Raw genomic sequence first — 25518 nt, forward strand, 5'->3', positions numbered from 1 at the left:
CCCGTACGTACGACGTCACCAGGTGAAGCCCGGGTTCACCTTCATGCAGGCTTCCTCGTCCGCGCCGTTGAGCGGGTTCGCCGAGTCCGGCGTCTTCTCCTCGGCGGCCTCGGCGGGGTACGCCTCGTCCTCGCGCCAGTCGGCTCCCACGGCCAGGACGATGCCCGAGACGCCGGTCGACTTCTTCACCTGGGACACCGGGATCCCGAGCGCCTTGGCGACCGCCTGCGCGTCACCCTCCAGATCCGCGCTGGGATAGAGGACGCCGGTCCTGGCCGCGGCCTCGACGTTCTGCGAGTCGACGCTCGCCTTGGCGAAGCCGGCCTCCGTGAGCAGTTCCTGGACCGTGGTCGCACGGCCCTGGGCCGGACCGAGGGTGTCGGTCGAGGTCGCGTTGCGCACGCTGACCGCGATCTCGTCGTCCGGGGCGGCCTGGTCCTTGACCGCGGGCTTCTTACGCTTGGACGCCTTGCCGTCGAGCGGGACGTCCTCACGGATCATCCGGAACACCTGCTCGGCCTCGTCGGGCTTCGGGTAGACCCGGCCGGCGAACTGCCCCGTGCCGTAGACGTTCGGCATGGTCGTCATGGTGATGCGGTCGGTCGGGGCCTTCTTCAGCTCCTCGGCCAGGTCGTACAGCTTCTTGACGGTGTCGAGGCCCTTGTCGACGGTCAGCGCGCTGGTGGCCGCCTCGGCGAGGTTCATCAGCTTGCCGGGGTCGGTGAGCTTGGTGCCCTTGCGCAGCTGTCGGACCATCGAGTTCAGGTACTGGTGCTGGGCCTTCGTCCGGCCGAGGTCGGTGTTGTCCTCGAAGCCGTAGCGCGTACGCAGCCACTGGAGGGCCTGCTTGCCCTTGACGGAGGTGGTGCCCTTCTCCAGCTTCAGCCCGGAGCCCTTGCCGTCGCTGGTGTGTGAGTAGACGTTGGCGTCGACGCAGACGGGGACGCCGCCGATCGCGTCGGCCATGGAGACCACACCGGCGAAGTCGATCATCATGAAGTGGTCGATGGTGATGCCGGTGAGCTCGTACCAGGCGGCCACCGTGCACCCGGGCCCGCCGCGGCCCAGGCTCTCGTTGGTCTGGACGTCGACCGTGCTGGCCGGGTACACCTCGTCGGTGTCGGGGTCGGTGCACTTGGGCATCTTCAGCATGGTGTCGCGCGGCATGCTGATGACCGAGATGTTGCTGCGGTCCGCGGAGAGGTGGAGCAGCATCTGCACGTCGGCGAGCGGCGTGCCTCCGAAGGTCTCCTTCGCGCCGCCCAGCTTCTGGTTGGCCTTGGAGTCCCGGGCGTCGGATCCGATGAGCAGGATGTTCAGAGGCGTCTGCCCGGCGGAGTTGGCCTTGTGGTCGGCCATCTCCTTGTCGCCGAGCGTCAGGTCCTCTTTCCTGATGTTGCCGTTGAGGTGCTTGTAGTAGACGTAACCGGCGCCGCCGGTGCCGAGTATCAGCAGCGCGAGAACGCACGCCACCCAGCGCATGACGCGTCGCTTACCGCCTTTGGGGGCCCGCCGCGCACGGCGGTTCGGCCTCCCCGGACCACCCCCGGCGCGGGGAGGCGCCGTCCGGGCCCGTCGGCCGTGGCCTTTGCCGCCGGCTCCGCCCGGTGCGTCACCGCCGCCTTCACCCGGCGGCCCTTCGTGCCGGCTGCGTGGCCGTGTCCCCTCCCCGCGCGTGCTGCTACGTCCCACCAGGATCCCCCTGCTCCTCAGAATTCCGCTGTGGCGCGACGACCGGTCGTCACTTCGCGCATTCCGCCTTGTCGGCGCTTGCCCTCTGCATGTCTTCCGGCGCCTTTGCCGGACCGGCGACGGGTACGCCCGCGCCCTTGAAGTCGGCTCCCAGGCTCAGCACCATCGCCTGGTCGGTGTCGGCCCCCGCCGCCCCCTGCTCGAGCGCCGTGGCGGGCAGGCCCGTGATGTCCGCGAGCGCACGGGCCTGGTCCGCCCGGCCCGGTGCGTACGCCGGCGTCGTCCTGGCGGTCTTCGCCGGGGCGTTCGCCTTGTTCGTGGAGCCGGTCACGCCCTGCTCGTCCCGCAGCCAGGTGAGGGTCGCGGCCGCCTGCTCCTTCTTCTTCACCTCGGTGAGGGAGGTGTCGGAGCGCATCACCGAGAACAGCTGCTGGGACTTCTGCGGGTCCACGGCCACGGTGACCGGCGTCGGTTCAGCCGGGTTGTCCCTCACCGGCATCGTGGCCGGAAGAGTCCGGTCGCGGCCGTCGCCGGCCGGGCGGCGGCTCCGCCGAGCGGGAACCGCGGCGGATTCCTCCCGGCCGGGCCTCCGATTCGGCGTGGACGAAGGGGCGGGCGACTCTCTTCCGGAGTGGTTCAGTCGCAATTCGTAATTGCCGGTCCGCGGGTTCGGCACCCACTGGTCGGCGGGATCTATTTCGTCCGCCCGCCCACGGCTATGCGCGTCCACGGTTTCCTGAATCCTCCGTCGGTGCCACGCGAGGCGCCTCCCCCGGCCGGGCGCTCGGTTGTCCGCTCCGGCCGTGTGCGGCCTGATGGCCGCGAACACCGGATCGCGTCACACTATCCGGCGTTATCAGCCACAGGGGGCGGGCGTGACACATTCCACGCTCTTTATAACCGGGCATTCTGCCTGTTCCGCTCCGTTTTGCCGTTCATGTCTGTTGATGCCTTGGGCATTGTTTTACGAGCCGCACGGGTCATCTGCGGCATTCGACCCCGAATAGGTGGGCGCCGGAGTGGGGCTCGTGCCCGAATCGCCTGGCTTTTGGCCCGACGGGTCCTTCCCGGAGCTGTGATCTGCCTGTGAATCCCCGGATTTGATTTCCTCGGCGGGGACCACGGTGACGGGATCGTCCTCGCGCAGCTGTGTGAAGAGCCGGTCCGCGTCCGGCTGGACGAGCTCGTCGCGGTTCGGGTCGGCGCGGTACTCCCGCCGGGGCACGGTCAGGAACTGCACCTTCTCGGTGGGGACGTTCCGCATCCCGCGCACCAGGTCGTACAGGTCCCTCAGGGAGTCGAGTCCCTGGTCGGTGGTGAGCGACTTGGTCGCCGCGTCCAGCACCGGATAGAGCCGGGCCGGATTGAGCAGCACGCCGTTGCTCTGCATCTTGTTGACGAGGGCGCCCAGGAACTTCTGCTGACGGTCCATGCGCTCGGTGTCGCTGCCGTCGCCGATCGACTTACGGGCCCGTACGTATCCCAGGGCCTCCTCGCCGTCGAGCTTCTGCCGGCCCGCGGGGAGCTTGAGGCGGGCGTCCACGTCGTCGACCGGCTCCTTGAGGCAGACCTCCACACCGTCCACGGCGTCGACCATGTCCTTGAAGCCGTTGAAGTCGATGACCATGTGGTGGTCGACGCGGATGCCCGTCATCTTCTCGACCGTACGAATCGTGCAGGCCGTGCCGCCGAGCTCGAAGGCCCAGTTGAACTGGGCGAACTGCTTCTTCGTGGCCTTGCCGTCGTCCTTGTGGCAGCTGGGGATCTCGGCCATCAGGTCGCGCGGCACGGACACCGCCGTCGCGCTCTCACGGTCGGCCGCGAGATGCAGCAGGATCGTGGTGTCCGAGCGCTGGCTGCCGCCGTCGTCACGGCCGTACCGGCTGTTGTCGCCGGAGCGGGTGTCGGAGCCGATGAGCAGGATGTTCCGGGCGCCCCTCGCGACCGGCCTCGGACGCTCCTTCTCGTACGCCTTGAGCTCGGCGGCCGCGCTCGTGTCGGTGCTGATGTTGCCGTCGAGCTTCTTGTAGAGCCACCAGCCGGCCCCCGCGGCGACCAGCACGAGGAAGGAGGCGGCGAGAGCGGTCCAGCGGAGCCAGGGCCGCCGGCCGGCCCCGGGGGCGGGCCGGCGGCGCTCGGCCCAGGTGCCGGCCGCGGACCCGCCGTCGCTCCCGTCCGCGGGCCCGCTCCCGGCCGAGTCGTCCGGGCGGTCCGGTTCGGCGGGGGTGCCGGGGCTGTCGCTCACGTCTGCGTCCATCCTTCACGTTCGGCGGCGCGATGGGCCGCCGGTCGCAGAAGTAGACGGCTGAACATCACGCTTGGTTGTGCATGCGGGCGGCGTTCCCGGTGGTGCTTCCTACCGCCCGATCATGTACCGCCGTCGGCGCGCATCCTTGGGGGCTCGGCCCGCTGTGGGCCGGACGAGTGGCGCTCAGGGCGCTTGTCATACCGCGGTGCGGGTGATCCGCTCGCTCTCGACGCGCTTGGCCAGCCCGTCCTCGTCCAGCTGGTCCAGATGGCGGCACAGGACGACGGAGCCCCCCACGGCCAGCGGGGCGAAGAGCCCGGCGGACAGCCCCTCCCAGGTGTCGTACGTACGGCCCGTCAGGAGCCTGGACCCCGCGTCGAGTCCCAGCTCCGCCGCGTCCTCGCGGGCCCGCGCGACCAGCTGGTCCGCCGTCAGGGCCACGCCGCCCACGGTCAGTGCGGGGGCGGCCGGGTCCACAGGGGCGTACGGGGCGAAGCGGTCGCCCTGGCCGGGCACCTCCACCGCATAGTCCGCGAACCCCTCGGGAGGCTGCGGGAACCGGCCGCCCAGCGGGCGCAGGGCCAGCGCGACCCGCTCACCGCTGCACGCGCGGGCCCGGTCGAGCGTGTCGGATCCGCTGACGACCAGATCGGCGGAGGCCGGGTCGCCCTGGACCTCGGCGACGACGCCCACGGACGAGCAGGCGAGCAGCCAGACGGCCGACTGCCAGTGGGCGGGGAGCAGCAGCGCGAGCCGGTCGCCCGGCTCGGCGGCCAGGTCTCCCTGGAGCAGATTGGCGGTCTTGGCCACCCAATTGGCGAAGGTGGCCACCGACAGTTCGACGCGCTCTCCGGTTGCGTCGTCGTAGAAGGTGACGAGGGGACGGCCGGGGTCCGCGGCGAGCGCGGATCGCAGCAGGTCGGCGGGGGTGCGATCACTGGCGTTCATCCGCGCAAGGGTACGCGGCGGGCACCGGCCCGACAGGGCGTCACGAGTGGCCCGTACACCGGTTCGGCAGACGGGGCGTCAACTGCGGGCACGTGTACTCCAGTAGCCGGGAATGCCGGACTCTGTCAAGGATTTCCTGTATGCGTGCACTTCTTGCAACCTCGATCGGCGTCACCTGCGCGACGGCACTCACCCTCCCGCTCGCCGCGCCCGCTCCCGCCGCCCCCACCCAGGCCCCGGTCGCGCAGGCGCCCGCGGCAGCCCCCGGCGAACCCGCGGGGTCGACCCAGTCGATGCCCCTGCGGCCGCTCCCCGACGCGGCCCCGAGGGCCACCGGTACACCCACCGAATCCATGCACCCCGCGGCCGCACAAGGGCTGCTGCGGCGCGACTCGCACCGCTTCTCCCTCGTCGGCGTCGTCTGGGACGACGCCGACGCCGAACTGCACGGCACCGTCCAGGTCCGCACCCGGGCGACCGGCACCACCAAGTGGTCCGGCTGGCAGTCCCTGGAGACCCACAACACCGACCACGCCGCGGACTCGGGCAGCCCCGAACGCCAATCGGGAACGGTCCGCGGCTCCACCGCCCCCCTCTGGGTCGGCGACTCGGACGGAGTGGAGGTACGCGTACGTTCCGAGAGCGCCGGACCGCGGAACGGCGCTCTCGGCACCGCGCCCCTCCCCGCCGGCCTCCAGGTGGAGCTCGTCGATCCGGGCGACGACCCGGAGCAGCCGCGCGCCGAGGCCACGCCGGGCGCCACCACCGCCGTCACGCCGCCGGCGGGCACCGCGACCCCGGCCACCGCCGCTCAGCCGGGCCCGCTCCCCGAGTCCGCGGGCCTCACCATGGCCGCGGCCGAGAGCTCCGCGGTCAACGCGGACCTCGCCCCGCTGGGCGCCACCGAGATCTCCGCCCTGAGCAAGGCCGAGTCGGAGGAGCAGGCGGTCGTCGGCGCCGGCGCCAAGCCGTTCGTGGGACCGCGTCCCGGCATCGTCACCCGCAAGGGCTGGGGCGCCGACGAGAGCCTGCGCGAGCGCACCTTCGCCTACACCTCGACCGTCAAGGCGGCGTTCGTCCACCACAGCGCCACCGGCAACAACTACACCTGCGCCCAGGCGCCCTCCGTCCTGCGCGGTATCTACCGCTACCACGTCAAGAGCAGCGGCTGGCGCGACTTCGGCTACAACTTCGCCGTCGACAAGTGCGGGAACATCTACGAGGGACGCGCCGGGGGCGTGTCGAAGGCGGTTCTCGGCGCCCACACCCTCGGTTTCAACACGAACAGCATGGGCATCGCCGTACTCGGGACGTTCAGCTCGAAGAACCCGCCCGCCGCGGCGGTCACCGCCATCGCCAAGCTCACCGCCTGGAAGCTCGGCCTGTTCGGGCGTAACCCCAAGGGCAAGGTCACGCTCGTCTCCGGCGGCAGCGGCAAGTACAAGAAGGGTGCGAAGGCCAAACTCAACGTCATCTCCGGGCACCGCGACGGCTTCGCAACCGAATGCCCCGGAATCCGTCTTTACAACAAGCTCGGCACAGCCCGGACCAGTTCGGCGAAGCTGCAGGGCCGCTGACCGGGAGGCTCCGAACGGTCTGCATACACTGGCCAGCCGAAACGAGGCCCGGCCCCAGCAGGAAGCAGAGACGGTGCTGTGACAGAGGCAAAAGAAGCGATCCTCCTGGTCGGTGGCAAGGGCACCCGGCTGCGTCCGCTCACGGTGCACACCCCCAAGCCGATGGTTCCGGCGGCCGGGGTGCCGTTCCTCACGCACCAGCTGGCGCGTGCCAGGGCGGCCGGGGTGGAGCACATCGTGCTCGCGACGTCCTACCTGGCGGAGGTATTCGAACCGTACTTCGGTGACGGTTCGTCGCTCGGCCTCTCCATCGAGTACGTCACCGAGGACGAGCCCCTCGGTACCGGCGGGGCCATCAGGAACGTGGCGTCGCGCCTGGCCTCGGGCCCGGACGAACCCGTCATCGTGTTCAACGGGGACATCCTCACCGGCCTCGACATCCGGGCCCTGGTCTCGGCGCACGCCACCTCCGGGGCCGACGTCTCCCTGCACCTCACCAGGGTGGAGGACCCGCGGGCCTTCGGTCTCGTGCCGACGGACGCCACGGGCAGGGTGACGGCCTTCCTGGAGAAGCCGCAGACCCCCGAGGAGATAGTCACCGACCAGATCAACGCGGGGGCGTACGTCTTCCGCCGGTCGGTCATCGACACGATCCCGGCGGGCCGGCCGGTCTCCGTGGAGCGCGAGACCTTCCCCGGCCTGCTGGCCGCCGGAGCCCACCTCCAGGGCATGGTGGACTCCACGTACTGGCTGGACCTGGGCACCCCGCAGGCGTTCGTACGCGGTTCCGCCGACCTGGTCCTCGGCCGCGCACCCTCCCCGGCCGTGCCCGGCCGCTGCGGCGACCGGCTCGTCCTGCCCACCGCCTCCGTGGCGGCCGACGCCAAACTCACCGGCGGTACGGTCATCGGCGAGGGCGCGCTGATCGGCGAGGGCGCGAGGATCTCGGGCTCCACCGTGCTGGACGGCGCCGTCGTCGGACCGGGCGCGGTCGTCACCGACTCGCTGGTCGGGGCCGGGGCCCGGATCGGCAGCCGCTCGGTGCTCACGGGAGCGGTGATCGGGGACGGCGCCCAGGTCGGCGCCGACAACGAACTGCGCGACGGAATCCGTGTCTGGTGCGGCGCGGTCCTCCCGGACGCATCGGTCCGCTTCTCGTCCGACCAGTGACCGGTGTCACGGGCCGGGCGTGCGGACGCCACCGGCCGGTGACCGGCGCCACGGTCCGGTGAGGGGGCACACCGGCCCGTGAGAGGGCCCGTCCGGTCTACCCTCGGCAGGAACCCCCCGACGACCGAGGACCTCACCCGTGGCAGGACGCTTCGTACCCCGCACCACCGCCGTGCCCCGTCAGGAGCCGGGGTCCGGTGCGGGCTCCGCGTCCGCCCCGCCGCGGACCCGGACCTGGACCCCGCCGGACCCGCTCGACCTGCGGCTGGTCCTGAGCCCGCTGCGGCGCGGTCCGGCGGACCCCGCCTACCGCGCCCTGCCCGACGGAACCTTCTGGCGGGCGACCCGCACCCCGGCCGGCCCGGGCACGCTGCGGGTTTCCGCGGCCCCCGACGGCCGCGTCGCGGCGACGGCCTGGGGGCCGGGCGCCGAGTGGCTCCTGGACGGACTCCCCGCACTGCTCGGCGCGGGCGACACCCCGGACGCCTTCCGTCCCCGCCACAGGCTGATCGCCCTGACCCAGCGCCGCCGGCCGGGTCTGCGCCTGCTGCGCACCGGGCTGGTCATGGAGTCCCTGATCCCGTCGATCCTGGAACAGAAGGTCACCACCGACGAGGCCTACCGCGCCTGGCGGCTCCTGCTCCGCACCCACGGCACCCCCGCCCCGGGCCCGGCCGACGCGGCGTTCGCCACGTACGGCCTCTACGTCATGCCGGACGCCAGGACCTGGTCACTGATCCCGTCCTGGGAGTGGCACCGCGCGGGCGTGGACGCCAAGCGCTCCGCCACGATCCTGCGCGCGGTCCGGGTGGCCCGGCGGATGGAGGAGGCGGCCGCCATGGAACTCCCCGAGGCGTCGGCCCGACTCCAGCTGATCCCGGGCATCGGCCCCTGGACCGCGGCGGAGACCCTGCAGCGTTCGAACGGCGCGGCGGACGCGGTGACGGTCGGCGATCTCCATCTGCCGGGCATCGTGGGTCACGTCCTCGCGGGCAACAGGAACGCCGACGACGAGGAGATGCTGGAGCTCCTCGCCCCGTACGAGGGCCAACGCCACCGTGCGACCCGTCTGATCATGCTCTCCGGGCACACCCCGGCGCGCCGGGCCCCCAGGATGACGCCCCGGGACATCGCCCGGCTCTGACCGGCGGTCCCGGGGCCCGCTCCTCAGCGGACCGCGATGAACTCTCCCGCGTCCCGGGCCGCCCGCGCCGGCGGTGTCCCCTTCGGGTGCCCCACGGCCACCGCGCCCAGCGGATCCCAGGAGCCCGGCAGGTCCAGCACCTCGCGCACCACGGGCCGGCAGAACATCGTCGAGGAGACCCACGCCGAGCCGAGCCGCTCACCCGCGAGCGCCACCAGGAAGTTCTGCACGCCCGCGCCGGCGGCGACCACGAACATCTCGCGCTCCGCGGTGTCCCGCCGCTCGTCCCCGTAGGTGTGCGAGCCGTCCATCACGAGGCACGGGACCGCGAGATACGGCGCGTTACGCAGGACGTCGCCCCGTCGCACCCGCTTGGCGACCGACTCCTCGCTCCGGCCGTCCCGGCGCAGGTCCGCGATCCAGGCGTCCCGCATGGCGTCCAGCAGCTCGTGCCGCGACCGCTCCGACTCCAGCAGGACGAAGCGCCATGGGGTCGTGTGGTGGGGCGCCGGAGCCGTCACGGCCGCCGCCACGGCTCGGCGTACGGCGCCGGGGTCGACGGGCTCGTCCGTGAACTCGCGGACCGTGCGCCGGAGATTCAGCGCCTCGCGCACCGCCTCGGACGTGCCCAGCCGGAACATGTCGTCGGCCGCGACCCGCACCATCGCCCGGGCGCCCTGGTCCTCGTCGGCGGAGGCGTCCGCCACCACGTGGGGGAGCCCGCGCACCACCGCGACCGGCAGCCCGGACGCCTTGCCCTTCACCAGGTCACCGGCGGAAGCCAGTTCGTCGGCCGTGGCCACGACGGTGGCGCCCAGCGGATTGCCGTATCCGTCGGTGCCGCCCCGGAGGTCGTCCAGGACCCTGACTCCCGCGGCCCCGATCGCCACGTCCGTCAGGCCGTTCCGCCAGGGGCGGCCGAAGGTGTCCGTGACGACGACCCCGACCTCGACCCCGAGCGCGTCCCGCAGGCCGTCCCGGATCAGCCGGGCCGACGCGTCCGGGTCCTCGGGCAGCAGAAGAACCGTCCCGGCCGGGGTGTTCGAGGCGTCGACCCCGGCCGCGGCCATGACGAGCCCCTGCCGGTTCTCCACGATCCTGAGTGTCCCGCGCCGGGCGACCACCCGGACGGTCTCGGCGTCGATCGCCGCCTCCCGGTCCGTGGCCTCGACGATCCGGCCCTCGGCCTTGGAGACGATCTTCGAGGTGACCAGCAGGACGTCGCCGTCGGCCAGGCCGGGCTCGGTGGCGGCGATCAGCTTCGCGAGGTCGTCGCCCTCCCGCACCTCGGGCATCCCGGGCAGCGCCCACACGCGGTACGCGGGCGCCGCGACGTCCGGTGCGCCGCTCATGCCCGTACCTCCTCGGCCAGCGCCAGGGCCTGGCGGGCCATCTCGGCGGTGGCGTCGACGTCGGTCATCATCAGCGGGACGGCGCGGCAGCGGATCCCCGCCGCCTCGACCTCGTCGACCACTCCGGCGTCCACGCTGTCGACGAGCCAGCCGTCGAGCAGGCCCGAACCGTAGTGCTGGGCGACGGCCGCGGCGGTGGACTCGACGCCCACGGCGGCCAGCACCTTGTCGGCCATGCCTCGCACGGGGGCGTCGCCGACGATGGGGGAGAGCCCGACGACGGGGACTCCGGCCTCGGCGATCGCCTCCCGGATGCCGGGCACGGCGAGGATGGTGCCCACCGACACGACGGGGTTGGACGGCGGGAAGACGATGACGTCCGACCCGGCGATGGCCTCCAGGACGCCCGGGGCGGGCTTGGCCTGCTCCGCGCCCACCGGCACGACGGCCTGCGCGGGTACGGAGGCACGCAGCTTCACCCAGTACTCCTGGAAGTGGACGGCCTTGCTCTCGCCGTCGACGTCCACGGCCACATGCGTCTCGATGCGGTCGTCGGACATCGGGATCAGCCGGACCCCCGGCTTCCAGCGCGCGCAGAGGGCCTCGGTGACCGCGCTCAGGGGGTAACCCGCGCCGAGCATCTGCGTACGGACGATGTGGGTCGCGAAGTCACGGTCGCCGAGGCCGAACCACTCCGGCCCCACGCCGTACGCCGCGAGCTCGTCCTTGACCCGGAAGCTCTCGTCGGTACGCCCCCAGCCCTGCTCCTCGTTGATGCCACCGCCGAGGGTGTACATCACGGTGTCGAGGTCGGGACAGACCTTCAGCCCGAACAGATGGATGTCGTCGCCGGTGTTGCCGATCACCGTGATGTCCGCGTCGGGCGCGGCCTGTTTGAGGCCACGCAGGAAACGAGCACCACCGATACCGCCGGCCAGAACCACAATGCGCATGACCGACAGTCTGTCAGGCGAAGCCTGATCGTTGTGGGGGTGGTGGTGGGCGACGGGTGGGCTGTCAGGCGAAGCCTGATCGTTGTGGGGGTGGTGGTGGGCGGCGGGTGGGGCGTCAGGCCGGTACGGCGCCCTGGGCGGCCGGGGCGCACTGTGCCGCGTGCATCGGCATGTCCGTCAGGCCCGGGAAGTAGATGTGCAGGCTGACGGCGGGCTCCAGGGAGTCGTTGACGACCTCGTGGACGTATCCCGGGGCGAAGACGCGCTGCGCGCCCGCGTCCAGGGACTGCGCCCCGCGTGCCGTGTGCTCCGTCAACTCACCGTCCAGGACCGTGAGCACCCCGGAGGAGAGGCCGTGGTCATGGCGGCCGCTGCCCTGGCCGGGTACCCAGCTCAGCAGCCACACCTCGTAACCCGGCCCTTCCTGCAGCCGGTGGTACCAGCGGGTCGTGGTGTCGTACCGGACGAGTGGCGCCCACCGGGCGCGGTCCCCGGCGATGGAGCGGGCGAGCCCCGCGAACCCGGCCACGGTGGAGGGATGGGGGCCGGCCGGCTGGAGGAGGTGCTGGACCTCAAGAATGTCGCCGGCGATCGAAAGGTCGCTGTCGCTGTTCATGGATGCGGTGGTTCCTCGGCATGTGGATACGCGTACGGGGGGGCGCGGAGACCGGAATGCGGTGAAACGAAGCTGGATCAGAGCTGGAGCGCTAGGGCTTCAACAGCTGTGACAGCTGGAACAGCAACAGCGGGCCTGGACAGCCGTACGGAACCCACGGATGTGGGTCGTGTACGTCACTGCGGTCGCTGGCATGCAGTCAAGGAGACCGGGTGGGTCTGGCCTCTGTCAACCCAATGCCCGATTTGGCGGCAATGTTTCACCCCATCCGGTTGCGGTCGCTGGAGAAAGGTTTTGGCACCCCTCGCAGGGGCAAGGTGGCGCATCAACTGTGTCCGTAAACGCGTTTGACGGGCCGTGACCCTACTGTGATCTTGGTCGCTTCGGTGATCAAACCGAAACATCGGGACCGCCTCGCTCGTCCCACCGAGTGGGAAGTGTGGCCGGGTGGAGCCGATGGCATATGTCAGGTTTTTGGTGATTTGAACACTTACCGCATAGGCTTGGTTCCGCAGAGTGAATACCGAGGCCAATAGCAGATCTTCGCTTGACTGGCCCGAAGCTACACACTTGTAATTTCACTCGTGTCGTTCGGCCGCATCGATAACGGCCGCATCACGGGGACGCAAGAGACAGACGAGGGGCGCACATGACCGAGCTGTTCCAGCAACTGCTGGTCGAGGACGCGGACGAAGAGCTCGGCTGGCAGGAGCGCGCGCTGTGCGCCCAGACCGACCCCGAGTCCTTCTTTCCTGAGAAGGGCGGCTCCACCCGCGAGGCCAAGAAGGTCTGTCTCGCCTGCGAGGTCCGCTCCGAATGCCTCGAGTACGCCCTCAACAACGACGAACGCTTCGGGATCTGGGGCGGTCTCTCCGAGCGGGAGCGGCGACGCCTGAAGAAGGCCGCCATCTGACGTCCGCACCCGGGCACCGGGACGGCGATGGCCTGGGGGCCGCACCCCGCACGCGGGGTGCGGCCCCCAGGCCATCGGCATGTCCGGCCATCTCCGGCATCCGAGGCCGTCTCCGTTCCCGCGGGTCAACCGCTCGGCGCGGGCCGGACATCCGTACCGTTAGTGTGGGGCCCCGTCCGAGAGACGCGTCAACGCCCCGCCGGGGCGCGCGTGTACACCGATGCAGCCCCCGGGGGGAGCCCCCTCCGGACCCGGCCGGAGGGCCCGTACCCCGATGTCCGTGCACAGCCACTCGGCGGCGCCGAACGCGGCCGCCGCCGCCCCAGAATTCCCCCGGCACGTCGTCACCGCCGTGCTCGTCTCGCACGACGGCGCACGATGGCTGCCTCACGTGCTCGGCGGACTGCTCGGGCAGGAGCGCCCCGTACAGAACGTCGTCGCCGCCGACACCGGCAGCGCCGACGACTCCGCCCGGCTGGTGACCGAGGCGCTGGGCGGCGAGCGCGTCCTCCACCTGGCCCGGCGTACGAGCTTCGGCACGGCCGTCGACGAGGCGACCCGCACGGCCGGCGTCCTCACCCCCGACGACCTGCCGTATCTGAAGCGTCCCAGCGGCTGGGACCCCGTCACCCGCAGCTGGCGCGACGACGCGTACGACCAGCCGGAGCTGCCGCACGGCGAACCCGTCCAGTGGCTCTGGCTGCTGCACGACGACAGCGCCCCCGAGCCGGACGCGCTCGCGGAGATGCTCCGCGTCGTCGACCACGACGAGCACGCCGCGATCGTCGGCCCCAAGCTGCGGGGCTGGTACGACCGCAAGCAGCTCCTCGAGGTCGGCGTCTCCATCGCCAACAGCGGACGCCGCTGGACGGGCCTCGACCGCCGCGAACAGGACCAGGGGCAGCACGACCAGGTCCGTACGGTGCTCTCCGTCTCCTCCGCCGGCATGCTGGTGCGCCGTGACGTCTGGGAGGAGCTCGGAGGCTTCGACCGCAGGCTCCCCCTGATGCGTGACGACGTCGACCTCTGCTGGCGCGCGCACATGGCCGGCCACCGGGTGCTCGTCGCCCCCGACGCCGTCCTGCGGCACGCCGAGGCCTCCGCCAGGGAACGCCGCCCCATCGACTGTGCCGGACGCTCCGTCGCCAGCCCGCACCGCGTCGACAAGGCCGGCGCCGTCTACACGATGCTCGTCAACGCCCGCGGCAAGCAGTTGCCGTGGGCCTTGGTCCGCCTCGTCGTCGGCACCCTGCTGCGCACCCTCGCCTACCTCGTCGGCAAGGTGCCGGGGCAGGCGCTCGACGAGGTCGCCGGACTGTTCGGCACCCTGCTGCGCCCCGGCCGGATCCTCGCCGCGCGCCGCGCGCGCAAGGGAGGGACGGTGGACGCGGCCGAGCTGCGGTCCCTCTTCCCGCCGCCCGGCGCCACGGTCCGGGCCACCGTCGAACAGGTCGTGGGCAACTTCGGCAGCCGCACCGACTCCGACTCCGGAGGCTCACGGCACGGAGCGGTCGAGTCAGGGCCCGGCGGTGACGACGCCGACTTCCTGGAGATCGAACAGTTCGCACGGCTCAAGAAGATGGGCCGTAAGCCCGGACCCGTGCTCTTCGCGCTCCTCCTCGTCGTCTCGCTGGTGGCCTGCCGTGGTCTGCTCGGCAGCGGGGCACTCGCGGGCGGCGCGCTGCTGCCCGCCCCGGCCGACGTCTCCGACCTCTGGGGGCGTTACGCGGACGGCTGGCACCCCGTCGGTACCGGCGGAACTCAGTCCGCACCGCCCTACCTCGGCGTGATCGCCGCCCTGTCGGCGCTGTTCCTCGGCTCCACGGGCTTCGCGCTGACCCTCCTGCTCGTCTGCTCGGTCCCGCTCGCCGGGCTCACCGCTTACTTCGCGTCCCGGCCGCTGCTCGAGTCCCGGCTCCTGCGTGCCTGGGCGAGCGTCGCGTACGCCTTCCTGCCCGCCGCCACCGGAGCACTGGCCACCGGGCGTCTCGGCACAGCCGTCCTGGCCGTCCTGCTCCCGCTGATCGCCCGCGCGGCCGTCGCCGCGCACGGGCTGCGGGGCGACGGCTCCACCGCACGCGGCAGCTGGCGCGCCACCTGGGCGTACACCCTGCTGCTCACCCTCACCACGGCCTTCACCCCGATCGTCTGGCCGCTCGCGGTGGTCCTCGGCATCGGGGTGCTCGTGCTGCGCCGGAGCGACATCGCGGCGTACGGGCTGCGCTTCCTGGCCACGGCCGGAACCCCGCTCCTCGTCCTCGCGCCCTGGTCGCTCTCCCTGCTGACCAGCCCCTCGGCCTTCCTGAAGGAGGCCGGGCTCGACATCGGTACGGGCACGGCGTCCGCCCTCGACCTGCTCGGCATGAGCCCCGGTGGCCCCAAGGCCGCGGGCGGGGTCCTGCTGCTGGGCATCGTGCTCGCGGCGCTGGCCGCCCTGCTGCGCGGGGAGCGGCAGTTCGCGATCCGCACCGCGTGGGTCGTCGTGCTCGTCTCCCTGGTCTTCGCCGCGGTCTCCAACGGCTCCACCTGGGCGGGGCCCGCCACGCTCGTCTACGGCATCGCGCTGCTCGCCGCCGCGCTGCTCGGCGCGGACGGTGCCCGGGTCCGGGTCGCCGCGCTGAGCTTCGGCTGGCGGCAGCCGGTCGCCGCGCTGATCGCCCTGGCCGCCGGGCTCGCCCCGGTCCTGGCCGCGGCCGGCTGGATGATCGGCGGCGCGGCCGGTCCGGTGGAGCGCCGGGACCCGGTTCAGGTGCCCGCCTTCGTCGCGGAGGAGAGCAGCACCCGCGACCAGGCGCGCACGCTGGTGCTCGGGGGCACGTCCCCCGCCGCCGTCTCCTACAGCCTGGTCCGTGGTTCGGGCGCCCGTCTGGGCGACGCCGAGCTCACCGAGGCCGGCGGCAGCAACACCCACCTCGACAAGGTCGTCGCCAACCTGGTCGCGGGCTCCGGCGCCGACCAGGGCAGCCAGCTCAGCGGCTTCGCGATCCGCTACGTACTCGTACGCGACGGGGCGCCCCGGCAGATGAGCCGGGTACTGGACTCGACCCCGGGGCTGAGCAGGCTCAGCCAGCTGGACGGCAGCGCCCTGTGGCGGGTCGACCGTCAGGTCTCCCGTGTCGCGGTCGTCCCCTCCGGCGAGGGTGCGGAGCCCGTGCCCGTCGGATCGCTCGCCGTCGACGCGCACAGCGAGATCCCCGAGGGCGGCTCCGGCCGGGTGCTCCGGATCGCCGACGCGGCCGATCCGGGCTGGCAGGCCACGCTGAACGGCAAGGCGCTGACCCCGAAGACCGTGGACGGCTGGGCACAGGGCTTCGAGCTGCCCGCCGAGGGCGGCACGCTGGACCTCACCTTCGACGAACCCGTCACCCACACCGCCTGGGTCTGGACGCAGGTGGCGCTCGGCGTCGTCCTGGTGGTGCTGGCCCTGCCGGGCCGCCGCCGGGAGATCGACGACGACCTGCCGGAGGAGACCGAGGACGTCGCGGCCGAGCCGGTCGCCGGTGAGGGACGCCGGGCCCGCAGGCTGCGCGCGGCTGCCCAGGCGGAAGCCGCGGCGACGGACGAGGCGGCGGGGACGGCCGACGCGCAGGACGGTGCGGCGGCCGGGTACGGCGAGGCGGCTCCGGGCGTCCCGGAGCAGACCCCGGGGGATCCTGGGGATCACATCCCGGCGCAGCAGAGCGCCGATCCGTACGCCGCGGTCCCTGGTGCCCAGGACGGGACGGACCCGTACGCGGCCGGCCAGGACGGGACGGACCCGTACGCGGGAGCCCAGGCGGGTACGGATCCGTACGCGGGAGCCCAGGACGGCACCGCTACCTACGCGGCGGTCCCACAGCAGAACTACGGGGAGTGGGAGGCGCAGCAGCAGTACCAGGGCGCCGACTACGGCCAGTACCAGGGCGGCCAGGACGCCGGCCAGTACTACCAGCCCGACCCGTACCAGCAGGACCCGTACCAGCAGCAGGGCGCCTACGACCCGTACGGCTACGCCCAGCAGCAGCCCTACGCCCCGGGAACCGGCGAAGCCGCCCCGTACGACGGGCATGACGGGCACGACGAGAACGCGACCCCGGGCCAGGGCCCGTGGCCGAACGGCAACGGCAACGCATCGCGAGGCGAGTCCGAGTGAAGTCCACCCCCCTGTCCCTCATCGCGGGCGTCGTCGCCCTCGCCGCCGTCACCGGTTTCGCGGCGCTCACCGTGCCCGGTGACGAGGGCGCCACGGAGGCCGAGGCCGCCGCCCGGCTTCCCGTCGAGCGCTCCAGCCTGCTCTGCCCCGAGCCGAGCATGTCCGACCTGGCGGAGACGACGTACACCTCCTTCACCCCGGCGGGGAAGGGCGGCCAGGAGGCCGGTGCCGCCGAGCTGAAGGCCGCCGAAGCCCTCCCCGCGGACGAGGACGCGGGCAAGGACGGCAAGGACGGCAAGGACGGCAAGGACGAGAAGGACGAGGCGGCGGACAGCAAGCCCGTCCTCTCCCTCAAGGACCGTGGCAAGGCGTCCACCGCCGAGACCTCCAAGTCGGGAGCTCCCGCGCTCGTCGGAACCGCCACCGGCGCGTTCGCCCCGGGCTGGACCGCGCAGCAGACCACCATGGCCGCCGCGGGCGGTGCCCGTGGTCTGCTCGGCGTCAGCTGCACCGCTCCCGACACGGACTTCTGGTTCCCGGGGGCGAGCACCGGGAAGGACCGTCAGGACTATGTCCACCTCACCAACCCCGACGACACCGCCGCCGTCGCGGACATCGAGCTCTACGGTGCCGAAGGCCCCCTGAAGTCCGATGTCGGTGAGGGCATCACCGTCCCGGCGAGGTCGAGTGTCCCGATGCTGATCTCGACCCTGACCGGCGAGGCCGCCGAGAACGTCACCGTCCATGTCACCACCCGCTCGGGACGTGTCGGCGCGGTCGTGAGCGCCGCCGAGGACGAGGTGGGCAGCGACTGGCTGGCAGCCTCGGCGGACCCGGCGGGCACCCAGGTCCTGCCGGGTATCCCGGCCGACGCCACCTCCGTACGCCTGGTGGCGTTCGCGCCCGGGGAGGACGACGCCGATGTGAAGGTCCAGCTCCTGGGCAAGAACGGCGCGTTCTCGCCGGCCGGGAACGACACGCTGCACATCAAGTCGCAGATGACCGCGAGCGTCGACCTCAAGGACGTCACCCGGGGGGAGCCCGGCTCGCTCCGGCTGACCCCCGTGGACGGCAGCGCGACTCCGGTGGTCGCCGCCCTGCGCGTGGTGCGCGGCAAGGGGGCCGAGCAGGAGGTCGCGTTCATCCCGGCCACCGGCCCCGTGGGCGAACGGGCGAGCGTGGCCGACAACCGGGCGAAGGGCTCGGTGCTTTCCCTGACCGCCCCCGGCGAGACGGCCAAGGTCAAGGTCACCGCGTCGGCGGGCAGCGAGGGCGGCGAGGCGACCGTCAAGACGTACACGGTCAAGGGCGGCACGACGCTGGAGGTCGAGCCGGAGGCTCCGGCCGGCCTCAAGGGCGGCTACGCCCTCACGGTGGAGTCCGAGTCGGGAGGCCCGGTGCACGCCGCCCGCACGCTCACGGTCGAGGAGGGTGGCATCGACATGTTCACGGTGCAGACGCTGCCGGACGACGAGGGCATGGTCGAGGTGCCCGAGGCGGAGCAGGACCTGTCGGTCCTGGACGACTGAGGCACGGGCCGCTGGCGGGTCAGTCCTGCCCGTAACGCGGGTCGACCGACTCGGGCGAGAGGCCGAGCAGCTCCGCGACCTGTTCCACCACGACCTCGTGCACCAGCAGAGCGCGTTCGTCGCGGCTCTTGGTGCGGATCTCGACGGGGCGCCGGTAGATCACGATCTGGGCCGGCTGCCCCTTCTCGGCGGACAGCGCGCGCCCCAGCGGGACGGTCTCATCCAGCGAACCCGGCACGTCGAGGACCAGGAAGTCGACGTCCGTCAGCTGGGGCCAGCGCCGCTCCAGCCGCTCGACGGAATCCTGGACGAGATCGCGGAAGCTCTCGGCCCTGCTGACGGACAGCGGCACCTGCGGCGGGGCGACCGGTCCGCGCATGCCGCGGCCATGGCGGTCGCGGCGGCGGGGCCTCGGCTCGGGCGGGTGGGGCGGTACGGGACTGTCCATCACCGACGCAGCGTAACGCTCCTCGGGCCGGGGCGATCACGGCTCCTCCGCCGGCCTGTTCCGTGTCCCGAGATGAACATTCCAGCCAGGATTGAGTGCGGTTCCGGTCCCTGCTCCGATCGCCGGCCCTCCGTCGAATGACCGATCGTGTTCCTCCCGGAGACGTCGGAGCGGCCCGCGCGCAGCGGCTGCCGCGCAGGTCGGCACGGCTGTGCCGGGACCTCGCCGGGCCCCGCGCGGGGGACGACACGACGGGGTGAGCCGGGGGAGAGTCGTCGCAGCCCGCTCAAGAGTGCGGTACCGTCCAACATCGTGAGCCCTGTACGTCGCTGTTCGCGAACCGCGTGCGGCCGTCCCGCCGTCGCGACACTGACGTACGTCTATGCCGACTCGACCGCGGTCCTCGGCCCGCTCGCCACCTATGCCGAGCCCCACTGCTACGACCTCTGCGCCGAGCACGGTGAACGGCTCACCGCCCCGCGCGGCTGGGAAGTCGTCCGGCTCTCCGATCCCTCGGCTCCCACCCGCCCCAGCGGTGACGATCTCGAAGCGCTGGCCAACGCCGTGCGTGAAGCGGCCCGGCCCCAGGACCGTCAGCCGGGCGGCAGGGGTCCCCGGGCGGCGGACCCGGTGGAGGTCGCGCGCCGCGGACATCTCCGGGTGCTGCGCTCCCCGGACTCCTGACACCTCTTCGGCATCACCCGCCCCACCCGTCGCCGCTCCGGCCGGAAGAACTTTTCCGGTACGGAGCATTGACGCTGGCTTGTCGCGGACACGACCATTCCCCCACTCGTGAGAGATCGCTTCCGCATGACGGAATCCGGGGAGGCATGTGTGTTTGTCCAGCAACTCGAACCCGTAGCCGATTCGCTCGCTCTGTCCGCTCTCGTCGCTTCCCTGCCACTGGTGACCGTGCTGGTGCTGCTCGGCGCCGTCCGTATGAAGGCCCACCGCGCCGGACTCATCGGGCTCGCCGTCGCCGTGCTCGTCGGCCGGCTGGCGTTCGGCATGCCCGTGGGGCAGACCCTGTCCGCAGGGGCGCAAGGCGTCCTCTTCGGGATCTTCCCCATCATGTGGATCGTCGTCAACGCCCTCTGGGTGTACCGGATGACCGTCCGCACCCACCACTTCGACATCCTGCGACGGTCCTTCGGCCGGGTCTCCGACGACCCCCGCATCCAGGCCCTGGTCATCGCCTTCTGCTTCGGCGCGCTCCTGGAGGCGCTGGCCGGCTTCGGCGCCCCCGTCGCGATCTGCTCCGTCATGCTCGTCGCGCTCGGCTTCGACCCGGTCAAGGCCGCGGTCGTCTCCCTGGTCGCCAACACCGCGCCCGTCGCCTTCGGCGCCATGGGCACTCCCGTGGTGACCCTCGCCCAGGTCACCGGCCTGCCGCTGGACGACGTCGCCACGGTCGTCGGCCGCCAGACACCGCTGCTCGCGCTCGTGGTCCCGCTGATCCTGGTCTTCCTCGTCGACGGCAGGCGAGGGCTGCGCGAGACCTGGATGCCCGCGCTCGTCTGCGGAGTGGCCTTCGCCGTCGCGCAGTTCGCCGCGTCCAACTTCGTCTCCGCGCAGCTCGCCGACATCGCGGCCGCCCTGGTGGGCGCGGGCGCGCTGATCGCCGTCCCCGGCGCCCGCAGGCCGGCCGACGAACCCGTACGCGCCGCCGTCCTGACGGGCGTGCGCAGCGAGGACCTGGACAAGGACGACCCGCGCCGTGAGGTGCTGCGCGCCTATGCTCCGTACGCACTGATCGTCGCGGTGTTCTCCGTGGCCCAGATCCCGCCCGTCAAGCGGCTGCTGGCCGAGGCGACACAGGTCTTCGACTGGCCGTTCCTCGACGTCGCGGGGCCCGACGGCGAACCGGTCGGCGCCAACGAGTTCTCCCTCCCGCTCATCGGTACCGGCGGCACCCTCGTCCTGATCGCCGGCCTGATCACCGCCGTCGTCATCGGCGTACGGGCGGGGACGGCCGCGCGGGAGTGGGCGGCCACCGTGCACGAACTGCGCTACGCGATCCTCACCGTGACGTCCGTGCTCGCCCTCGCCTACGTCATGAACCTCTCCGGCCAGGCCGCCACCATCGGGCAGTCCGTCGCCGCGGCCGGTGCCGGGCTCGCCTTCCTCTCACCGGTGCTCGGCTGGTTCGGCGTCGCCGTGTCCGGCTCCGACACCTCGGCCAACGCCCTCTTCGGCGCGCTCCAGGTGTCCGCCGCACGGGAGTCCGGTCTCTCGCCGGAGCTCCTCGCCGCCGCCAACAGCTCCGGGGGAGTGCTGGGCAAGATGATCTCCCCGCAGAACCTGACGATTGCCTGCGCGGCCGTGGGTCTCGCCGGACGCGAGGGCGATCTGCTGCGGAAGGTGCTGCCGTGGAGCCTCGGCCTGCTGCTGGTGATGTGCCTGGTCGTGATGGCCCAGAGCACGGCGCTGCTGGGCTGGATGCTCCCCTGACCGGAGGTCCGGGGCCGCCGGGTAGTTTGGGCGGTCCGTAAAGATCCCAGGAGGACCGGCCGTGGTTGCTGATCTGTCGCAGCTCGTGAAGGCGTACGACGTACGCGGAGTCGTGCCCGACCAGTGGGACGAGCCGCTCGCCGAGCTGTTCGGCGCGGCCTTCGTCCAGGTCACCGACGCGGACGCGATCGTGATCGGCCACGACATGCGGCCGTCCTCGCCCGGTCTGGCCGCGGCCTTCGCGCGCGGCGCGACGGCACGGGGCACCGACGTGACGCTCATCGGGCTCTGCTCGACGGACCAGCTGTACTACGCGTCCGGGGCGCTGGACCTGCCCGGAGCGATGTTCACGGCCTCGCACAACCCGGCGCGGTACAACGGCATCAAGCTGTGCCGCGCCGGTGCCGCCCCCGTGGGCCAGGACACCGGTCTCACCGAGATCCGCACCCTGGTCGAGCAGTGGTCGGAGCACGGACTGCCCGCCACGACCGCCACCGCCCCCGGCACGGTCACCGAGCGCGACACCCTCACCGACTACGCCGCGCACCTGCTGGGCCTCGTCGGCCTCTCCGGGATCCGCCCGCTCAAGGTCGTCGTGGACGCCGGCAACGGCATGGGCGGCCACACCGTCCCCACCGTCTTCGCGGGCCTTCCCCTCGACCTCGTACCCATGTACTTCGAGCTCGACGGCACCTTCCCCCACCACGAGGCCAACCCGCTCGACCCGAAGAACATCGTCGACCTCCAGGCCCGCGTCCTCGCCGAAGGGGCCGACCTCGGCCTCGCCTTCGACGGCGACGCCGACCGCTGCTTCGTCGTCGACGAACGCGGCGAAGGCGTGTCACCGTCCGCGATCACTGCCCTGGTGGCCGCCCGCGAGCTGGCCCGTAACGGCGGCAAGGGCACCGTCATCCACAACCTGATCACGTCCTGGTCGGTCCCCGAAGTCGTGCGCGAGAACGGCGGCACCCCCGTCCGTACCCGCGTCGGCCACTCCTTCATCAAGGCCGAGATGGCCGAGCACGGCGCGATCTTCGGCGGTGAGCACTCCGCCCACTACTACTTCCGCGACTTCTGGAACGCCGACACCGGCATGCTCGCCGCCCTCCACGTCCTCGCCGCACTGGGCGGTCAGGAGGGCCCGCTCTCCGGGCTCCTCGACCGGTACGACCGCTATTCCGGCTCCGGCGAGATCAACTCCACCGTGGCGGACCAGGCGGACCGGCTGGCGGCGATCAGGGCGGCCTACGGCCACCGCGACGACGTACGGTTCGACGAGCTGGACGGGCTCACGGTGACCGGCGGCGACTGGTGGTTCAACCTCCGCGCCTCCAACACCGAGCCCCTGCTGCGTCTGAACGTCGAGGCGCGGGACGAGAAGACCATGGCGGCGGTGCGCGACGAGGTCCTCGCGGTCGTCCGCGCGTGACCTGCGCGGGGTCTGTGCGGTAACGGGGGCGCGTGTGTGCGGTGTGACCGAGATGTCCGGCCCGCCCGCGACCGCTCCGCCGCCCGCGCGGTGCACGCCGCCGACGCATGCCCCGTCGGGCGGCGCCTGCCGGGCCGCGACCCACCCGGCCCGGCGGTAGGCTGACCACGCCCCAAGCTCCGCGGACCCGAACCGGGTCCGGACCGGATCCGCACCGCATGCCCGAAGGGACCCACCCCATGCCGCTCGAAGCCGGCCTCCTGGAGATCCTCGCCTGCCCGGCCTGCCACGCCGGCCTCGACGACCGGTCCGCCGCCGAGAGCCCCGAGCTGGTCTGCACCGGTGCGGACTGCGGTCTCGCCTACCCGGTGCGGGACGGCATCCCGGTGCTCCTCGTCGACGAGGCCCGCCGCCCCGCGTAACCCGCACCCTGATCAGCACGGTGATCGGAGGCCCACCACCATGCTCGACGAGTCGCTCCTCGACGCACCGGAAGCACTGGCCCGAGCCGACCGGCGAGGCCTGCTGCGCGGCGCCGCAGAAGCCGGAGCCCGCGTCCGCACCGCCACCCGGCACGCCGCCGAGGCGGGAATCGGCGCCCTGGCCCCCGAAGGACGGCCCCGCGCCGTCCTCGTCGCGGGGCCCGGCACCGCCGCGACCGGCGTCGCCGATCTGATCGGCGCCCTCGCCGGCGCCTCCGCGCCCGTCACCGCGATCCGCCCCACCGGGGTCGCGGCCGCCGCCGGAGCGCTGCGCTGGACACTGCCCGGCTGGGCCGGATCCGTGGACCTGCTGCTCATCGCCACGGCCGACGGTTCGGAACCGGGCCTCGCGCTCCTCGCCGAGCAGGCCTACCGCCGCGGCTGCACGGTCGTCGCGGTCGCGCCCGTCCGGTCCCCGCTGCGCGAAGCCGTCGACGGGGCCCACGGGCTCGTCGTGCCCATGGCGGCCGCGCCGCACGGCGAGTACGACGCCGAGACCTCGGCGGCCGGACCCGGCACGCTCTGGGCCCTCCTCACCCCGCTGCTCGCCCTGCTGGACCGGGTGGGTCTGCTCGAAGCGCCCCCCGAGATCCTCCAGAAGGTCGCCGACCGCCTCGACCGCACCGCCGAGCGCTGCGGGCCGGCCATCGCCACGTACGGCAACCCGGCCAAGACACTCGCCGCGGAACTCGCCGACAGCCTCCCCCTCATCTGGACGGAGGGCGAGGCCGCCGGCCCCGTCGGGCGCCGCTTCGCCGCTGTCCTGGCCGAGCTCGCCGGCCGCCCGGCCCTCGTGGCCGAGCTGCCGGAGGCGCTGCCCTCCCACGGAGGACTGCTCGCCGGAGCGTTCGCCGCAGGGGCCGACCCCGACGACTTCTTCCGGGACCGGGTGGACGAGCCCGAGGCCATGCGGGCCCGTGTCGTCCTGCTCCGGGGCCGGCCCACCGGCGGCCTGACCGCGAGCCCGGCCGCCCGCGAACTGGCCCTGAGCCACGACACGGCCATCAGCGAACTCGAACCCGAGGAGGGCAGCGAGCTCGAAACCCTCGCCGAGCTCCTCGCGGTCACCGACTTCGCCGCCGTCTACGCCTCCCTGGCCTCCGACAACCGGGCTTGACGGCCCGCCACCCCGGGCGCCCACGCCCGCGCATCCCACGAGGACTCATCTCCATGGACCGGCTCTCCAACACCGTGCGCCCCTACGCCTGGGGGTCCACCACGGCCATACCCGAGCTGCTCGGCACGGCCCCGACCGGCGAACCTCAGGCCGAGATGTGGATGGGAGCCCACCCGGGAGCCCCTTCGCGCCTCGACCGGACCGCCGGTACGGACACCACCACGGGCGGCGCGGCTTCCACGACCGTGGAGCAGTCCCTCACGGACGTCATCGCGGCCGGCCCGGAGCGCGAACTCGGCGCCGCGGCCGTCCGCGCCTTCGGCCCCCGCCTCCCCTTCCTGCTCAAGCTGCTCGCGGCCGGCGCCCCGCTGTCCCTCCAGGTCCACCCCGACCTCGCGCAGGCACAGCAGGGCTACGCGGACGAGGAAGCCCGGGGCATCCCGGTGGACGCGCCGCACCGCACCTACAAGGACGCCAACCACAAGCCCGAGCTGATCTGCGCGCTCACGCCCTTCGACGGTCTGTGCGGCTTCCGCAGGCCCGCCGAGGCAGCCGACCTGATAGCCGCCCTCGGCGTGGACTCCCTCAAGCCGTTCGTGGACCTGCTCCGCGCCCACCCCGAGGACGAGGCACTGCGCGAGGTCCTCACGGCGATCCTCACCGCCGACCGCGACGAGATGGCGCACTCGGTCGCCGAGGCGGCCGAGGCCGCCGGGCGGCTCGGCGGCGCCCACGCCCCGTACGCCCAGATCGCCCACCACTACCCCGGCGATCCCGGCGTCATCGCGGCCATGCTGCTGAACTACGTACAACTCCAGCCGGGCGAAGCGATGTTCCTCGGAGCGGGCGTACCCCACGCCTATCTCGGGGGTCTCGGCGTCGAGATCATGGCCAACTCCGACAACGTGCTGCGCTGCGGTCTGACCCCCAAGCACGTCGATGTCCCCGAGCTTCTCCGTATCGTCCGCTTCGAAGCCACCGAGCCCGGCATCCTGCGCCCCGAGGCCGCACCCAGCGGTGAGGAGCTGTACGAGACGCCGGTCGACGAGTTCCGGCTGTCGCGTTACGTCCTCTCCTCCGGCGGGGGCCCCGTCGACCTCACCGCGCCCGCCGCGCAGATCCTGCTCTGCACGGCAGGCGCCCCGCAGGCAGGTGAGATCGCTCTCGCACCCGGCGAATCCGTGTTCGTCCCCGCGGACGAATCGGTAGAAGTGGCCGGTACGGGAACGCTCTTCCGTGCGACCGTGGTGGTCTGACGTACCGTCCGCACCAGCGGCTGCAACAATGTCCGGCCGTAACGCGGCGCCCCGCCGCAGC

At 72.5% G+C, this 25518-nt stretch carries 19 protein-coding genes and 1 pseudogene; 12 read left to right on the forward strand and 8 right to left on the reverse strand.

What is annotated here, in order from left to right; genetic code table 11:
* Positions 1–15 precede the first annotated feature (15 nt).
* The 4 genes and pseudogenes from ACZ32T_RS28070 to ACZ32T_RS28085 form a co-directional block, all read right to left on the reverse strand.
* Positions 16–1692, reverse strand: a complete 1677-nt coding sequence (locus tag ACZ32T_RS28070) for an LCP family protein (protein WP_467369654.1) — start codon at positions 1690–1692, stop codon at positions 16–18.
* 49 nt (positions 1693–1741) lie between these two features.
* Positions 1742–2194 (reverse strand): annotated as a pseudogene (locus tag ACZ32T_RS28075) (LCP family protein); the annotation flags it as partial.
* A 462-nt stretch (positions 2195–2656) separates the two neighbouring features.
* Positions 2657–3949: an LCP family protein gene (locus tag ACZ32T_RS28080; RefSeq protein WP_467273777.1), complete on the reverse strand. Its 1293-nt coding sequence runs from the start codon at positions 3947–3949 to the stop codon at positions 2657–2659.
* 186 nt (positions 3950–4135) lie between these two features.
* Positions 4136–4888, reverse strand: a complete 753-nt coding sequence (locus ACZ32T_RS28085) for a TIGR03089 family protein (protein ID WP_467369656.1) — start codon at positions 4886–4888, stop codon at positions 4136–4138.
* Between the two features lie 140 nt (positions 4889–5028).
* Here ACZ32T_RS28085 and ACZ32T_RS28090 point away from each other — a divergent pair, with 140 nt between their 5' ends.
* The 3 genes from ACZ32T_RS28090 to ACZ32T_RS28100 all read left to right on the forward strand — a co-directional run bounded on the left by ACZ32T_RS28090 (position 5029) and on the right by ACZ32T_RS28100 (position 8779).
* Entirely contained in the window at positions 5029–6465 is a 1437-nt protein-coding gene (locus ACZ32T_RS28090) for a peptidoglycan recognition protein family protein (protein ID WP_467369658.1), read from the forward strand.
* 78 nt (positions 6466–6543) lie between these two features.
* Positions 6544–7635: a mannose-1-phosphate guanylyltransferase gene (manB, locus tag ACZ32T_RS28095; protein WP_467369660.1), complete on the forward strand. Its 1092-nt coding sequence runs from the start codon at positions 6544–6546 to the stop codon at positions 7633–7635.
* A gap of 139 nt (positions 7636–7774) precedes the next feature.
* A complete protein-coding gene (locus ACZ32T_RS28100; protein WP_467273770.1) occupies positions 7775–8779 on the forward strand; it encodes a DNA-3-methyladenine glycosylase family protein in 1005 nt (334 codons plus the stop codon).
* Positions 8780–8802: 23 nt separating this feature from the next.
* Here the strand turns inward: ACZ32T_RS28100 and ACZ32T_RS28105 are convergent, their stop codons facing one another.
* The 3 genes from ACZ32T_RS28105 to ACZ32T_RS28115 all read right to left on the reverse strand — a co-directional run bounded on the left by ACZ32T_RS28105 (position 8803) and on the right by ACZ32T_RS28115 (position 11700).
* Positions 8803–10131, reverse strand: coding sequence for a coenzyme F420-0:L-glutamate ligase (locus ACZ32T_RS28105; protein ID WP_467273768.1), 1329 nt, complete (start codon positions 10129–10131; stop codon positions 8803–8805).
* Positions 10128–11084: a 2-phospho-L-lactate transferase gene (cofD, locus tag ACZ32T_RS28110; protein ID WP_467273766.1), complete on the reverse strand. Its 957-nt coding sequence runs from the start codon at positions 11082–11084 to the stop codon at positions 10128–10130. The genes ACZ32T_RS28105 and cofD overlap by 4 nt, the downstream gene beginning before the upstream one ends.
* Before the next feature lie 115 nt (positions 11085–11199).
* Positions 11200–11700 carry a cysteine dioxygenase gene (locus ACZ32T_RS28115; protein ID WP_467369662.1) on the reverse strand — a complete coding sequence of 167 codons (501 nt, stop codon included), beginning with the start codon at positions 11698–11700 and terminating at the stop codon, positions 11200–11202.
* A gap of 649 nt (positions 11701–12349) precedes the next feature.
* Between ACZ32T_RS28115 and ACZ32T_RS28120 the strand changes: the two genes are divergently transcribed.
* The 3 genes from ACZ32T_RS28120 to ACZ32T_RS28130 all read left to right on the forward strand — a co-directional run bounded on the left by ACZ32T_RS28120 (position 12350) and on the right by ACZ32T_RS28130 (position 18274).
* The gene (locus tag ACZ32T_RS28120; RefSeq protein WP_031093859.1) at positions 12350–12613 is read left to right on the forward strand and encodes a WhiB family transcriptional regulator; all 264 of its coding nucleotides are present in this window, start codon (positions 12350–12352) and stop codon (positions 12611–12613) included.
* Between the two features lie 274 nt (positions 12614–12887).
* On the forward strand, positions 12888–16745 hold the full coding sequence (locus ACZ32T_RS28125) for a glycosyltransferase family 2 protein (RefSeq protein ID WP_467369664.1): 3858 nt from the start codon (positions 12888–12890) through the stop codon (positions 16743–16745).
* On the forward strand, positions 16742–18274 hold the full coding sequence (locus tag ACZ32T_RS28130) for a DUF5719 family protein (RefSeq protein ID WP_467369667.1): 1533 nt from the start codon (positions 16742–16744) through the stop codon (positions 18272–18274). Before ACZ32T_RS28125 ends, ACZ32T_RS28130 begins: the two co-directional genes overlap by 4 nt.
* A 19-nt stretch (positions 18275–18293) precedes the next feature.
* Here ACZ32T_RS28130 and ACZ32T_RS28135 read toward each other — a convergent pair whose 3' ends face one another.
* Positions 18294–18722, reverse strand: a complete 429-nt coding sequence (locus ACZ32T_RS28135) for a metallopeptidase family protein (protein ID WP_467273759.1) — start codon at positions 18720–18722, stop codon at positions 18294–18296.
* Positions 18723–19034: 312 nt separating this feature from the next.
* Between ACZ32T_RS28135 and ACZ32T_RS28140 the strand changes: the two genes are divergently transcribed.
* From ACZ32T_RS28140 to manA, 6 genes are all read left to right on the forward strand, one after another.
* Positions 19035–19406, forward strand: a complete 372-nt coding sequence (locus ACZ32T_RS28140; RefSeq protein ID WP_356537638.1) for a DUF3499 domain-containing protein — start codon at positions 19035–19037, stop codon at positions 19404–19406.
* Positions 19407–19556: 150 nt separating this feature from the next.
* Complete coding sequence (locus tag ACZ32T_RS28145) at positions 19557–21173, forward strand: L-lactate permease (protein ID WP_467369669.1); 1617 nt, start codon at positions 19557–19559, stop codon at positions 21171–21173.
* Positions 21174–21234: 61 nt separating this feature from the next.
* Positions 21235–22602, forward strand: a complete 1368-nt coding sequence (locus ACZ32T_RS28150; RefSeq protein ID WP_467273754.1) for a phosphomannomutase/phosphoglucomutase — start codon at positions 21235–21237, stop codon at positions 22600–22602.
* A gap of 239 nt (positions 22603–22841) precedes the next feature.
* Positions 22842–23024, forward strand: a complete 183-nt coding sequence (locus ACZ32T_RS28155) for a Trm112 family protein (RefSeq protein WP_073752985.1) — start codon at positions 22842–22844, stop codon at positions 23022–23024.
* A gap of 40 nt (positions 23025–23064) precedes the next feature.
* Positions 23065–24201, forward strand: a complete 1137-nt coding sequence (locus ACZ32T_RS28160; RefSeq protein WP_467369671.1) for an SIS domain-containing protein — start codon at positions 23065–23067, stop codon at positions 24199–24201.
* 53 nt (positions 24202–24254) lie between these two features.
* On the forward strand, positions 24255–25457 hold the full coding sequence (gene manA, locus ACZ32T_RS28165; RefSeq protein ID WP_467369673.1) for a mannose-6-phosphate isomerase, class I: 1203 nt from the start codon (positions 24255–24257) through the stop codon (positions 25455–25457).
* The last annotated feature ends 61 nt before the right edge of the window (positions 25458–25518 follow it).

This window comes from Streptomyces sp. NPDC023573, assembly GCF_055559735.1.

Excerpts from the sequence above, each read along its gene's own strand:
- ACZ32T_RS28085 (WP_467369656.1), bottom strand. The coding sequence starts at position 4,888 with ATGAACGCCAGTGATCGCACCCCCGCCGACCTGCTGCGATCCGCGCTC.
- ACZ32T_RS28125 (WP_467369664.1), top strand. The coding sequence starts at position 12,888 with ATGTCCGTGCACAGCCACTCGGCGGCGCCGAACGCGGCCGCCGCCGCC.
- ACZ32T_RS28090 (WP_467369658.1), top strand. The coding sequence starts at position 5,029 with ATGCGTGCACTTCTTGCAACCTCGATCGGCGTCACCTGCGCGACGGCA.
- ACZ32T_RS28115 (WP_467369662.1), bottom strand. The coding sequence starts at position 11,700 with ATGAACAGCGACAGCGACCTTTCGATCGCCGGCGACATTCTTGAGGTC.
- cofD (WP_467273766.1), bottom strand. The coding sequence starts at position 11,084 with ATGCGCATTGTGGTTCTGGCCGGCGGTATCGGTGGTGCTCGTTTCCTG.
- ACZ32T_RS28135 (WP_467273759.1), bottom strand. The coding sequence starts at position 18,722 with ATGGACAGTCCCGTACCGCCCCACCCGCCCGAGCCGAGGCCCCGCCGC.
- ACZ32T_RS28080 (WP_467273777.1), bottom strand. The coding sequence starts at position 3,949 with ATGGACGCAGACGTGAGCGACAGCCCCGGCACCCCCGCCGAACCGGAC.
- manA (WP_467369673.1), top strand. The coding sequence starts at position 24,255 with ATGGACCGGCTCTCCAACACCGTGCGCCCCTACGCCTGGGGGTCCACC.
- ACZ32T_RS28155 (WP_073752985.1), top strand. The coding sequence starts at position 22,842 with ATGCCGCTCGAAGCCGGCCTCCTGGAGATCCTCGCCTGCCCGGCCTGC.
- ACZ32T_RS28120 (WP_031093859.1), top strand. The coding sequence starts at position 12,350 with ATGACCGAGCTGTTCCAGCAACTGCTGGTCGAGGACGCGGACGAAGAG.
- ACZ32T_RS28105 (WP_467273768.1), bottom strand. The coding sequence starts at position 10,131 with ATGAGCGGCGCACCGGACGTCGCGGCGCCCGCGTACCGCGTGTGGGCG.
- ACZ32T_RS28160 (WP_467369671.1), top strand. The coding sequence starts at position 23,065 with ATGCTCGACGAGTCGCTCCTCGACGCACCGGAAGCACTGGCCCGAGCC.